Source organism: Actinomadura monticuli (genome assembly GCF_041463655.1).
Taxonomy (GTDB): domain Bacteria; phylum Actinomycetota; class Actinomycetes; order Streptosporangiales; family Streptosporangiaceae; genus Spirillospora; species Spirillospora monticuli.
In genome coordinates, this window is record NZ_JAXCEI010000018.1 from 1 (window position 1) to 12,189 (window position 12,189).

Consider the following 12,189-nt stretch of genomic DNA (forward strand, 5'->3'; position numbering starts at 1 on the left):
GACCGGCCACCGAACCGCGCAGGTTGTCTCACAACCCCACACGCTGCCCGTCCCGCAGATCCAGGACCAACCCGACGCACCGATCACCCCCAAAGATCCACATGTGCGGAAAACGGGGCTAGCGGACGCGTTCGCGCCACATGCGCAGGCCCAGCAGCCCGGCGCCGACGGCGGCTCCGCCGAGGAAGCCGCCGAGGACGGTGAGCGGGGACCCGTCCAGCGCGAGGAACGCCCACGCGACGGTGAGGAGGACGAGGAAGGCGATGTAGGACGCGATGAAGAGCTGGAAGCGCCCGCTCAGGAAGGTCCGCCGGGCGGGGGCCTCCGGCGGCAGGTCGACCTCCCCCTCCAGGCCGAGCATGACCGCCTTGGGCCGCTTGAAGTACTCGAAGTGGAACCAGGTGCCGCACGGCTCCCAGCCGTCCGGGGCGAGGCGCTCCGCGACGGCGGCGCGGGTGCGGGGCAGCGCGAGTTCCCGGCGGTACTCCCAGCGCAGCGGGTGGTCGCCGTCGCGGTGGCTGACGAAGCGGCCGACGGCGTCGACGCGCTCGACCTCCCACCCCTCGTCCCCGTAGCGGTTGAGCACCTCGCGCTCGTGGAAGGCGTCGGCCCGCCACGTCCACGTCTCGCCCGATTCCGGGGGGACGGCGCGCGGCCCGCTCCCGGGCTCCAGGTCGCCCTCGCCGGCCCGCGCGAGCTGCGCGGCGAACTCCTCCGGGGTGCCGAACTCGCGCACCGGATCGCTGCCGGACTCCGCGGTGAAGGCCGCCAGGTCGTCCACGGTCCTGGCGACCTCGGCCGCGGGGAGGCCGAGCCCGCGCAGCCGTTCCCGCAATGCGCCGAAGTAGGGGTTGTCGGGGTTGTCGGGGTTGTCGGGGTTCGTCATCGCTCGACTCCCTCGGTGAGCATCTTCCGGACTGATTCGTCGAACTCCAGCCACAGGCCGCCCTGCTCGGCGAGCGTCGCGCGCCCCGCGTCGGTGAGGTGGTAGTAGCGGCGGCCGGGGCCGCGGTCGGCGACGCGGAACTCCGCGGACACGAGCCCGGCCGCCTCCAGCCGGTTGAGGACGGGATACAGCGTGCCGCCCTTGATCTCGCCCAGGCCCGCCCCCGCGAGCGTCTTCGCGATCTCGTACCCGTAGCTCTCGCCCGCGGTGAGGCCGGCGAGCACCAGCAGGTCGAGCACGCCCTTGAGCCAGCTGGCACGGCGGTCGGCGGACATGGCGGTCATCCTCGTGGTCTCGTGGCCGGTGGGAGGGCCGGCACCGGCCCGAGAACCGAGAAGTCCGGCGAAATCTCCATGCCCGTCACACTCCGTCTGGTCAGCTCAACGGTCTAGACCGTAGAGCAATCTAGTTAGCATCACAACCTAGATAGCGGAGGCGGCGACGCCCGCGACCGGAACCGGACGCGGATAAACGGAACGATCACTCGGAATAGCGAGAAGGATCTTGCGGTTGCAACTACCGTGCGAACACCGGTGATCCGGGTAGCACCCATGTCCACGACCCATGGAGGTGAACCGTGCCGAGCAGCATCCCCCGCACCCGTCCGAACAACAGACGCCCGCACGTGAAGACCACGTCGCTGCGCGCCCTCGCGGTGGCGGCCCAGCTGGAACGCAACCACGCCCCGGAGGGTCCACCGGGCAAGGTGGACGGCCGGGAGGAGTCCAGCCCAGACCTGCTGGCGCCGACCCGGCCTGACCTCGACCCGGCCTGACCCCGGCCTCGCCCCATCCTCAGGACGCGAGCCCCCGCACGCACCCGCCCGGTGCGCACGGGGGCTTCGCCGTTCCCGGGCCGCCGTTCCCTGGCCGCCGGGCCTAACCGCCGGCCGTGTCGAAGAGCGCGTGGACGGCGGCACGCGCGCGTTCCCGCCCCACGCTCTCGACCATCGCGGTGAGGTGCTCCGCCCCGAGGACGGCGAGAAGCGCGTGCGCCGCGGCCTCGCCGTCCGGGACGGCCCCGCCCGTCCGGTCGAGGAGGATCATCAGGTGCCGGTGCCAGAACCCGTAGGCGCCGATGCGGTACCGCGCCCCGGGCGAGGCGGTCTCCGACATGCGCACAAGGGACATGTGGTCGAGCACGTAGTCCAGGTAGGCGTCGGCGAACGCGTGCAGACGGTCGGACGGCGGGACGGTCTCGTCCCCCTTGCCGGGGCCGAGCGGCGACGGGCCCGACAGGATCGCGTCCTGCAGGTCGCGTTCGCGCTGGTTCAGGAGGGCCGCCGCCAGCCCGGCCTTGTCGCCGAACCGGCGGAAGAGGGTTCCCTTGCCGACGCCCGCCGCGGCGGCGACGGCGTCCATCGAGACGGATTCGACCCCGTGCCGGGCGAAGAGGGCGGCGGCCGCGTCCAGCACCTTCGCGCGGTTGCGCGCGGCGTCGGCGCGCTCCTTGGGCGGCGGCGTCCGCATCAGCTCCAGGTCGACGCGCCGCCCGCCCGCGGCTCCCCGCTCCATCGGCGCCTCCCTGGCATCGGAACAAGCGGACTATAGTCCCGTTCAACTCCGGCCGCCAACCCGGCGGGAGGGCCTACCATCGTTTGCCCATAGCCTTGCTGGACGATCTTGGACACCGGAAGCGACGGGGAGCGAGTGGTGTGACGGACAGGACGATGCCGGACGCCCTTCCACTGCGGTCGGGCGACCCCACCGAACTGGGCGGATACGAGATCCTCGGCCGTCTCGGAGAGGGCGGGCAGGGCGCGGTCTTCCTGGGCAGGCGGGCCGGCGAGACCGGGACGGTCCGCACCGCCGACCACGTCGCGATCAAGCTGCTGCACGGCGGGCTCACCGGCGACGAGTCCGCCCGCGCGCGCTTCGTCCGCGAACTGGAGGTCGCCAAGCGCGTCGCGCGGTTCTGCACCGCGCAGGTGCTCGACGCCGACGTCGCGGGCGACCAGCCCTACATCGTCAGCGAGTACGTGCCCGGCCTGTCCTTGCACCACGTCGTCCGGACGGAGGGCCCGCGTACGGGCGGCGCGCTGGAACGGCTCGCGATCAGCACGCTGACCGCCCTCACGGCGATCCACCAGGCCGGGATCGTCCACCGCGACTTCAAGCCCCACAACGTGGTGCTGGGCCCGGACGGGCCGCGCGTCATCGACTTCGGCGTGGCGCGCGCGCTGGGCGCGGCGGGCGAGACGCAGAACGTCGGTACGCCCGCCTACATGTCGCCCGAGCACTTCACCGGCGGCGAGGTCGGCGCGGCGGCCGACATGTTCGCCTGGGGGACGACCATGGCGTTCGCCGCGACGGGACGTCCCGCGTTCGGCAACGACGAGATGGCCACGGTCATGCACCGCATCCTGACCGGCGAGCCCGACCTCGGCGACCTGCCCGACCCGATGCGCACGCTGGTCCTGACGTGCCTGTCCAAGGAGCCCGCGCGGCGCCCGACCGCACGCGAGGCCCAGGAGCGCCTGGTCGGCGCGGCCAGCGGCACGTCCCCAGCCGGGTCGCCGGTGCCGCCGCTGCCCGCCTTCCCCGGGCTGCCGGCCGACGCCGGCGCGTCCTGGCCTGCGGGTGCGCCGCGGAGCGCCACCGACCCGCACGCCTCCCCGCCGGTGATGGCGGGCGCCGTGCTGCCTCCCGACCACGCCACGGACCCGTCCGGCGTCCGGCACCGGACGGCGCCGCAGCCGCCGCCCTACGAGGCGGCGACGCCGCCTCCGGACGCCCCCGGCCAGACGCACGGCACGCCCCCGCCCGCGCCTCCCGGTCCGCCGCACGGCCAGGGGCCGGACGGCAGGAAGCGCGGACGGCTCCTCGTGCCCATCGCGGCGGCCGCGGCGGTCGCGATCGTCATCGGCGGCGGCGTGGCCTGGGCCGCGACCCGGGGCGGGGACGGGAAGGGCGGCGACCAGCACGTCGCCGCCGCCGACCAGGACCAGGGCGCGGAGGGCCCCGCCGGGACCGCGGACGGCGGCGCGGGCAGTGCCGCGCAGAACCCGGCCAGGAAGAAGCCAGGGCAGCCGCAGAGCGACAAGAGCGGGGACCCCTCGTCCCCGACCACGTCCAAGACGCCGGGGGCACCCCAGCAGCCGGGCGGGTCGAATCCCACGCAGGGCACAGGGGGCGGCGGTGGCGGCGGAGGCACCACGACCCGTCAGGAGCCGGCCAACAAGTACACCCCGCAGCAGGTGTGCAACAGCGGCGGCCACGCAGGCGGGTACTACGTGCAGCGCTCCCTGAGCGTCTCCGGCGGCGTGGCCTATCTGCTCTACAACAGCTCCGGCTACAACTGCGCGGTCACCATGAAGACGGCGAACGTCGGCCAGAAGTCCGCGGTGTCGACATGGATCCAGAAACAGGGCGGCAGTTCCATCGCCGACAGCGGATCGTTCGCGTGGTACGCGGGGCCGGTGTACGTGCAGGCGCCGGGGGCGTGCGTCCGGTTCGGCGGCAACGGCCGCAGCGCGCCCTACGGCAACTGCGGCTGACCCAGGCCGCCGCCGCTCCGGGGCGTCCGCGGCCGGAAACCGAAAGGCCACCCTCGCGCCGGGGTGGCCTCTGTCCTGTCCGGCGGTCGGGCCGACGCTCGGTGTGTCCGAAGCCGACCCGTCGCCGTCCTATCTGGTGGCGGTTTTCCTGGATGGATTCAGTTGCGGGAGGCGATGAGATGGTCGAAGTCGCCGTCCTTGGCTCCAAGGATCAGCGCCTCGATCTCAGGGCGGGTGTAGATCAGTGCGGGTCCGTCGGGATGACGGGAGTTGCGCATCGCCACCTGCCCGCCGGGCAGTTCGGCGATTTCCACACAGTTCCCCTGGGAGTTGCTTCGCCGGGACTTCAGCCACTGCGCCCCTTGCAGGTCGGCGGCCGGGGTCCCGTTGTCGTAATCGGTTTGGAGCATCATGTCTCTCTGAGAAGATCACCGAGAAGCTCGACGGTGCGTTCCGGGGTCGCACTGTCGACGCACAGGCGTTCCATCGCCTGCAGATAGGTGTCGACGTCGTCGCGCTTGTCCAGGTACATCGCGCCGGTGAGGTTCTCGACGTAAACCACGTCCGGCAGGTCCTGCTCGGGAAAGCGCAGGATGGTGAAGGCCCCTCCCTCGGCGGCGTGGCCGCCGAACCTGAACGGCATGATCTGGATGGTGACGTTGGGCAGCTTGGACATCTCGATGAGGTGCTCGAACTGGCCCCGCATCACCTCCGGACCACCGATGGGACGCTTGAGCGCCCCCTCGTCCACCACGGCCCACAGCCGCGGCGCGTCCGGGCCCGTCAGGCGTTCCTGTCGTTGCATGCGCAGTTCCACGCGCTGGTCGATCTCGTGTTCGGCGGCTCCGGCGTTGCCCAGGCGGATCACCGCTCGCGCATACCCCTCCGACTGCAGCAGTCCCGGGACGAACTGCAGTTCATACGTGCGGATCAGCGCCGCCGACTCCTCCAGGCCCACGTAGGTCTGGAACCAGCCGGGCAGCACGTCGTTGTACCGGTGCCACCAACCGGGGGTGTTGGCCTCCCGCGCAAGCTGTAGCAGCGCCTCGCGTTCCGTCTTGTCGCTGACGCCGTACAACGTGAGCAGGTCGTCCACGTCGCGTTCTTTGAAGCTGACCCGTCCGAGCTCAAGGCGGCTGATCTTCGACTCCGACGCACGGATGACGTAGCCGGCGTCCTGACGGGTCACGCCCTTCTGCTCGCGCAGACGGCGAAGCTGCGACCCGAGCAGGATCCGACGAACCGTCGACCCGCTTCCCGGCGTCTCTGGAGTCACGCCCAACCTCCCGGCTATTCGGCGGACAGCGAACCTAGTGTGCCACTGGCCTGAGTGTCCTGCGGTTACCTCCGTTCACCCGCGCGCAATCCGCGTCGCCCCACACCCTCACAACCCGGATGCACGTGCATTGGGCCTTGCATTCGCACGCTACGATGCGCAGGATAACGCACGAGACTTCCGAGCCACGGCTGCACAACGAGAACACTCTGCGGGGTCCGGTGGAATGACGTCACGCCACGCGCACGACGACACGCGGTGGGAGCTCGGCCCCGTCGCGGGGCCGGCCGACCCACGGGACCACGCTGGGCGTTCGACGCCCGTCCCCGAGTCGGTTGATCTGCCGCCGCGGCTGGACACGGCCGTCACGGCGCTGACCGAGATGCGGGGCTCCACGGTGTCGTTCACCGTCGACCCCGATCCGGAGTCGGTCACCGCGGCCCGGCACTTCGCCGTCAGCAGGCTCGCCGAATGGAGTCTCTCCGAGCTCACCGACGACGTCGCCCTCGTCGTCTCCGAACTCGTCACGAACGCGCTGCGGCACAGTGGAGGGGTGAACTCCGGCGGGCGGCCGGGCGTCGACGTGCACCGCGAGGGCGTGTACGGCGACCCGGCCGACCCGCTGGGCTCCGCGCCGGCCGCCATAAGGCTGCGCCTGGGGCACGAGGCCCCCTGGCTGCTCTGCGGGATCATCGACACCAGCCGCACCGCGCCCCGCCGCAAGGAACCCGACTACATCGCCGAGACGGGGCGCGGCCTGCACCTCGTGGAGTCGTTCAGCGTCCGGTGGGGGTGGCGGGCGCTGCACCACGGCAAGGTGGTGTGGGCGCTGTTCCGCGCCCCGTGAAGCCCGTGAACACGGCCTCCGTGCCCTCTGGGCGTAACGGCGCGCGACGGGGGTAGCTATCCATTTCCCCCGGCGGGCGCCCCCCGAGGCCCCGGCGAGACGAGCGCACGAGAGGAGCACCCGTGGACTTCGCCGTCGAGCATCGCGTCGAGAAGGGCCTCACGGTCGTCAAGATCAGCGGTGAGATCGACGTCTTCACCAGCCCCCGGCTGCGGGAGGCGCTGCTCGACATCATCGACAACGGCGGCACGCACCTCGTCATCGACCTCGGCGAAGTGACGTTCCTCGACTCCACGGGCCTCGGCGTGCTGGTCGGCATCTACCACCGGCTCCGCGCGCGCGACGGCTCGATGTCGTTCATGGGCGTGAACGACAGGGTGCGGCGGGTCTTCCACGTCACCCAGCTCACCAAGATCTTCATCCTGCACCGGTCGCTGGAAGACGCGATCGCGGCGCACGAGGCCGCCACCTCCTGACGCTCCCCCGCCCTCCCGCCCTGATGCTCCCCGCCCTCCCCTCCCGAGGCTCCCGCTCCCCGTTTCGCATCCTCTTCGCCCGCCCTCGTACCGCTTTGCGAAGCGGGTTATCCACAGGTTGGCGTGAAGGCGACCGCGGCCGGACGTAGCCGGTACGGTGAGAGCCGAGATCAAGCCCGCCGCACGGGCACGTCCCGCCGACGCGCGCGGTGCTGTCCGCAACTCCGAAACGGACGGGAGCGCTCCGTGGCAGAACAGCCGCTGCATGAGCACACGCTCGGCAATGGCCTGCGCGTGGTGGTCTGCGAGGACCACGTCGTACCTCTGGCCGCCGTGAACATCTGGTACGGGGTGGGCTCGCGGCACGAGCGGGCCGGCCGCACCGGGCTCGCCCACCTCTTCGAGCACCTGATGTTCCAGGGCTCCGCGAACGTCGCCGAGGGCGAGCACGCCGCCCTGCTGGAGAGCGCGGGCGCCGCGTTCAACGCCAGCACGTCGTTCGAGCGCACGAACTACTACGAGACGGTGCCGGTCAGCCACCTGGAGCTCGCGCTCTGGCTGGAGGCCGACCGGATGGGCACGCTGCCCGCCGCGCTCACCCAGGTCAACCTCGACAACCAGCGCGACGTCGTGAAGAACGAGCGCCGCCAGCGCTACGACAACCAGCCCTACGGGACGGCGTTCGAGCGGCTGTGCGCGCTGACGTTCCCCGAGGGCCACCCCTACGCGCACACGCCGATCGGCTCGATGGACGACCTCGACGCCACCACCCTCGAAGACTGCGCCGACTTCTTCGGCACCTGGTACGCGCCAGGCAACGCCGTCCTGTCCGTCGTCGGCGACGTCGACCCGGCCGCGACCATCGAGGCCGTGGAGCGCTACTTCGGCGGCCTTCCCCCCGGGCCGGAGAAGCCCGCGTCGCGTCCCGGCGAGCTCGGGCCGCTGACCGGCGTCCGCGACGAGACGCTGCGCGAGGACGTCCCCTCCCCCGCCTACTTCGCGATGTTCACGCTGCCGGCCGACGGCGGCGACGACATCGAGGCCGCCGAGCTGGCGGTCGAGATCCTCGGCGGCGGCTCCGGCTCCCGCCTCTACGACCGGATGGTCCGCCGCGACCAGATCGCCACCGAGGTGTGGGCCGGGGTGACGCGGCTCGCGTCCGGGCAGTCCCTGGCGATCGTCGACGCCATCGGGCCCGAGCCCGACAAGATCGCCGCCGTGCTGGACGAGGAGCTCGAACGGTTCGCCGCGCAGGGGCCCGACGCCGACGAGACCGCGCGCGCCACCGCGCAGGCCGAGCGCGGCTTCCTGGAGCAGACCGAGACGGTGACCGGCCTGGCCAACGCGCTGTCGCAGAACGCCACCCAGTTCGGCGACCCGGCCCGGGTCTTCACCGCCCCCGGCCGCGCCGCCGCCGTCACCGGCGACGCGATCAAGCAGATGGCGGGCCGCTGGCTCGCCCCGGGCGGCCGCACCGCCCTGACCTACGGAGGCGCCTCGTGAGCAGCGGACTGCAACTGCAGCCCCGTCCCGTCCCCGGCCCGGTCCCGGCCTGGGCATTCCCGGCCGGCACCGAGGGCCGCGTCCCGGCCGGCCCGGCCACGCTCCGCTGCGACCTGCCCGGACGCCGGCTCGCCGCGGTCCGGCTCGTGCTGCACGCGGGCGCGGGCCGCGAACCCGCCGGCCTCGACGGCGTCGCGACCCTCACCGCGCACACGCTGATGGAGGGCACCGAGCCCGGCGGCGGCACCGCGCTGACCGCCGCGTTCGAGCGGCTCGGCGCCAGCTTCTACGCCACGGCCGACCTGACCGCGCTGCGGATCGCGCTGGACGTCCCCACCTCCCGGCTCGGCGCCGCCCTGGAACTGTTCTCCGAGGTCGTGCGCCGTCCCGCGCTCGACGACGCGGACGTGCGGCGGCTCGTCCGCGAACGCCTCGAAGAGATCGCCCAGGAGGACGCCGACCCCGGCTCGCGCGCCATGCGCGAACTGCGCACGGTGATGTTCCCGGCCGAGGCCCGCGCGTCCCGTCCGACGGGCGGCGACCGCACCTCGGTCGGCGCGCTGCAGGGGTCCGACATCCGCGCGTTCTACGGCTCCGTCGTCCCCGCCGAGGCCACCGCGGTCGTCGCCGGCGACCTCTCCGGGACGAACGCCGACGCGGCCCTCGCGTCCGCCCTGGAGTCCTGGGCGGCCACCGGCGAGCCGCTGCCCACCGCCGACCGCGTGCTGCCCGAGTCAGCGGCCCGCATCGTGGTCGTCGACCGTCCCGGCTCCGTCCAGACCTACCTCAGCTTCGGGCACGGCGTCCCCGACCGCTCGCACCACGACTGGCCGTCCCTGACGGTCGCGGCGCACGTGCTCGGCGGCGGCCTCACCTCCCGGCTGAACGCGGTGCTGCGCGAGGAGAAGGGCTACACCTACGGCATGCGGGCCGGGCTGCTCCGCATGCGGCACTGCGGCCTGTTCATCGCCCAGGGCTCCGTGCACACCGAGGTCACCGCCGACGCGGTCGCCGACGCCCTGACGGAACTGCGCAGCGTCGTGTCCCGCGGCATCGACGCCGACGAGCACGGCCTGTCCGTCCGCGCCCTCGCCGACCGGGCCCCCGCCGAGTACGAGACGGCCCGCGCGGTCGCGGCCGAACTCGCCGACGCGTCCGCGAACGGCCTGGGCCACGGCTACCCGAGCGCCTACCTCGCCGCCGTGCGCGCCTCCACCCCCGACGGCGTGGCCCGCGCCTACCGCAAGCACGTCGACCCCGAAGCCCTCACCGTCATCGCCGTGGGCGACGCCGCCCAGATCCGCGAACCGCTGGAAGCCCTCGGCTACGCCACCGTGACCGTCACCTCCAAGGAGGACTGACCCCACCGGCCGGCCGCACTGACGAGACACCACCGTCCGAGCCGCTCAACTCCCGGACCGCCCGCCGCGCGACCAGGTGACCCGACGCGCGACCAGGTGACGCGGCGCTGCGCCCCGGCGGCCGGTTCGTCGGCGAACTCGGCGGCGCCGGGAACCGCGCCGAGCTGATGGGCGATCACGTGGCCCGGTGGGCGGTCGGACGGTCCGGTGCGCGATCGGACGGTCCGGTGCGGGAGCGGGTGCCAGTGGGTGATCGGGGGTCCGGTGGGTGGTTTTCGGTGATGGTAAGGAAATTGGGTCGGGTTTCCGCTTCGGAAGTGAACCGATGACATGGTGGAGTAGGTCTAACTTGCGTGGCCCAGGGCGCGCGGGCTGAGGAAGGCGGGGCGGACGTCCCCGCGGTCGGAAGAAGGGAACGGCCGGTGTCCTACGGGCAGATGGCGGGTGGCGGTCCGTCCGTCGACACAATCCTCGCGGAGCCGAACTGCAAACCCGGCGGCGTGGTCGCGGGCAAGGTTCATCTGCGCGGCGGTTCCGGGTCCGTGGAGATCCGGCACGTGACGCTGGCGCTGATGCCGCGCATGCAGAACGGCTACGGCGGCGAGACCGCGGGGCCCGAGGTGTACCGGGGCGCGCTGACCCGCGGCTTCCGGCTGGACGCGGCGCAGCAGCGCGACCTCTCGTTCTCGATCCCGCTGCCGTACGAACTGCCGTTCACGACCGTCCTCGGCCACGAGCTGCCCGGCTTCACGATCGGGATGTGCACCGAGATCGACGCCGTGGGGCAGCCCGACCCGGGCGACATCGACCCGATCTCGGTGGAGCCGCTGGAGTCCCAGCAGTGGGTGCTCGCCTCGATCGCGCAGCTCGGCTTCCAGGTCACGAACGTGACGTTCGAGGAGTCGAAGCTGCGCGGCGTCGCCCAGCAGCTGCCCTTCCACCAGGAGATCCACCTCAACCCGCCGGTCGCGTACCAGGGCCGGATCGACAAGGTCGGGCTGAGCTTCGTGGCCAGCCCGCGCAGCATGGCCTTCGTCCTGCGCGCCGAAGACCGCGAACCGCACCGCGACGAGTCGTTCGGCGTCTTCCAGGTCTCGCACGCGGAGGCCGCCGAGACCGACTGGAACACCAAGATCGGCGAATGGCTGGAGGCCGCCGCCGGGCTGCCCCGCGCCCAGGGTTCCGCGCAGGGCCAGGCGCCACTCCCGCCTCCCGGCGGCGCGTTCCCACCTCCGCCGCCGTCGCGGGGCGAGCCGCCCGCGTCCTACGGGCAGCAGGGCAACGCCCAGTTTCCGCCCCCGGCGCCGGGCCCCGGTGAGGCACCGAGCCCCGCCTACGCGGGAGCCGCCTACTCCACCCCGCCCATGCCCGGCCACGGCACCACCCCGCCACCGCCCCCCGGCGCACACAACCCACACAACCCACACAGCCCGCACGGGACGCCGCCCCCGCCCGGCGGCCCGACCCCGTACGGGACGCCCCCGCCGCCCCCCGGCGGCCAGGCCCCGCCCGGGATCACTCCCCCGCCCGGCGGGCCCTTCGCCCCCGGCCACGGCGGGCCGCCGCCCGCACCGGGCCATTACGGCACCACGCCGCCGCCCGCCCCCGGACACGCGGCCCATCACTCGGCCCATCACGCGGCACCGCCGCCGCCATTGCCCGGCGGGCCGCCGGTCCCCGGCCACGCGGGCCCGCCGCCCGCGCCGGGGCAGGTCCCGCACGGCGCACCGCCGCCCGCGCCCCCCGGGCCGGGCGGGATGGCCACTCCCGGCCACGCGGGCCCACCGCCGGCGCCCGGACAGGTTCCGCACGGCGCACCGCCGCCCGCACCGCCCGGGCCGGCGGGCTACCCGCCCGCGGCCTACGGTCACCCCGGGCCGCCGCCCGTGCACGTCCACCACGGCCCGCCCGGCTACCACGGGCATCGCGGGCACCACGGCGCCGTCGCCGCGGCCGGACTGGTCGGCGGCGCCGCGGCGGCCGGTGTCGCGGGCGCCATGGCCATCGGCGCCATGGGCGACGCGGCCGGGTACGCCGCGAACGCGGCGGGCTACGTCGCGGGCGCCCCGGTGGACGCGTTCGGCAACGCCGTCGCCGGATACGCCGGCAACGTCGCCGGCAACATGATCGCCGACGCGGCCGGCGGCGTCGCCGGGGACATCGCGGGCGACGTGGCCGGGGAACTCGCCGGCGGCGCCGCCGAGATCCTCGGCGGCCTCCTGGGCGGCCTCTTCGGCTGACCCTCCGAAAATTGCGGGACGTTTCGGACGAGATCCGCCGCCTC

12 protein-coding genes are annotated in these 12,189 nt (G+C 73.4%); 7 read left to right on the forward strand and 5 right to left on the reverse strand.

Annotated elements, in window-relative coordinates:
- Positions 1 to 118 precede the first annotated feature (118 nt).
- Both SM611_RS30715 and SM611_RS30720 read right to left on the reverse strand, forming a co-directional pair.
- The gene (locus SM611_RS30715) at positions 119 to 886 is read right to left on the reverse strand and encodes a hypothetical protein (RefSeq protein ID WP_371953808.1); all 768 of its coding nucleotides are present in this window, start codon (positions 884 to 886) and stop codon (positions 119 to 121) included.
- Complete coding sequence (locus SM611_RS30720) at positions 883 to 1,221, reverse strand: PadR family transcriptional regulator (RefSeq protein WP_371953809.1); 339 nt, start codon at positions 1,219 to 1,221, stop codon at positions 883 to 885. Before SM611_RS30720 ends, SM611_RS30715 begins: the two co-directional genes overlap by 4 nt.
- A gap of 302 nt (positions 1,222 to 1,523) precedes the next feature.
- Here SM611_RS30720 and SM611_RS30725 point away from each other — a divergent pair, with 302 nt between their 5' ends.
- Positions 1,524 to 1,721: a hypothetical protein gene (locus SM611_RS30725; RefSeq protein WP_371953810.1), complete on the forward strand. Its 198-nt coding sequence runs from the start codon at positions 1,524 to 1,526 to the stop codon at positions 1,719 to 1,721.
- A gap of 103 nt (positions 1,722 to 1,824) precedes the next feature.
- Here the strand turns inward: SM611_RS30725 and SM611_RS30730 are convergent, their stop codons facing one another.
- Positions 1,825 to 2,460: a TetR/AcrR family transcriptional regulator gene (locus tag SM611_RS30730; protein WP_371953811.1), complete on the reverse strand. Its 636-nt coding sequence runs from the start codon at positions 2,458 to 2,460 to the stop codon at positions 1,825 to 1,827.
- 140 nt (positions 2,461 to 2,600) lie between these two features.
- On the opposite strand from SM611_RS30730, the gene SM611_RS30735 reads away from it, so the two are divergent.
- Positions 2,601 to 4,442 carry a serine/threonine protein kinase gene (locus SM611_RS30735; protein WP_371953812.1) on the forward strand — a complete coding sequence of 614 codons (1,842 nt, stop codon included), beginning with the start codon at positions 2,601 to 2,603 and terminating at the stop codon, positions 4,440 to 4,442.
- Between the two features lie 158 nt (positions 4,443 to 4,600).
- Here the strand turns inward: SM611_RS30735 and SM611_RS30740 are convergent, their stop codons facing one another.
- Positions 4,601 to 4,855, reverse strand: coding sequence for a DUF397 domain-containing protein (locus tag SM611_RS30740; protein WP_371953813.1), 255 nt, complete (start codon positions 4,853 to 4,855; stop codon positions 4,601 to 4,603).
- Positions 4,852 to 5,718, reverse strand: a complete 867-nt coding sequence (locus tag SM611_RS30745) for a Sco1979 family transcriptional regulator (protein ID WP_176404948.1) — start codon at positions 5,716 to 5,718, stop codon at positions 4,852 to 4,854. Before SM611_RS30745 ends, SM611_RS30740 begins: the two co-directional genes overlap by 4 nt.
- Before the next feature lie 226 nt (positions 5,719 to 5,944).
- On the opposite strand from SM611_RS30745, the gene SM611_RS30750 reads away from it, so the two are divergent.
- From SM611_RS30750 to SM611_RS30770, 5 genes are all read left to right on the forward strand, one after another.
- Positions 5,945 to 6,565 (forward strand): ATP-binding protein, encoded by a 621-nt coding sequence (locus tag SM611_RS30750; RefSeq protein ID WP_371953814.1) that lies wholly within the window; start codon positions 5,945 to 5,947, stop codon positions 6,563 to 6,565.
- Positions 6,566 to 6,687: 122 nt separating this feature from the next.
- Positions 6,688 to 7,041 carry an STAS domain-containing protein gene (locus SM611_RS30755; RefSeq protein WP_371953815.1) on the forward strand — a complete coding sequence of 118 codons (354 nt, stop codon included), beginning with the start codon at positions 6,688 to 6,690 and terminating at the stop codon, positions 7,039 to 7,041.
- 246 nt (positions 7,042 to 7,287) lie between these two features.
- Positions 7,288 to 8,544 (forward strand): M16 family metallopeptidase, encoded by a 1,257-nt coding sequence (locus SM611_RS30760; RefSeq protein ID WP_371953816.1) that lies wholly within the window; start codon positions 7,288 to 7,290, stop codon positions 8,542 to 8,544.
- On the forward strand, positions 8,541 to 9,905 hold the full coding sequence (locus tag SM611_RS30765; RefSeq protein WP_371953817.1) for a M16 family metallopeptidase: 1,365 nt from the start codon (positions 8,541 to 8,543) through the stop codon (positions 9,903 to 9,905). The genes SM611_RS30760 and SM611_RS30765 overlap by 4 nt, the downstream gene beginning before the upstream one ends.
- Before the next feature lie 422 nt (positions 9,906 to 10,327).
- Positions 10,328 to 12,145 carry a sporulation protein gene (locus tag SM611_RS30770; protein ID WP_371953818.1) on the forward strand — a complete coding sequence of 606 codons (1,818 nt, stop codon included), beginning with the start codon at positions 10,328 to 10,330 and terminating at the stop codon, positions 12,143 to 12,145.
- Positions 12,146 to 12,189: the final 44 nt, after the last annotated feature.

Bases quoted from the DNA above. Each gene is read 5' to 3' on its own strand.
- SM611_RS30715 (WP_371953808.1), bottom strand. From the start codon at position 886: ATGACGAACCCCGACAACCCCGACAACCCCGACAACCCCTACTTCGGC.
- SM611_RS30720 (WP_371953809.1), bottom strand. From the start codon at position 1,221: ATGTCCGCCGACCGCCGTGCCAGCTGGCTCAAGGGCGTGCTCGACCTG.
- SM611_RS30730 (WP_371953811.1), bottom strand. From the start codon at position 2,460: ATGGAGCGGGGAGCCGCGGGCGGGCGGCGCGTCGACCTGGAGCTGATG.
- SM611_RS30740 (WP_371953813.1), bottom strand. From the start codon at position 4,855: ATGATGCTCCAAACCGATTACGACAACGGGACCCCGGCCGCCGACCTG.
- SM611_RS30750 (WP_371953814.1), top strand. From the start codon at position 5,945: ATGACGTCACGCCACGCGCACGACGACACGCGGTGGGAGCTCGGCCCC.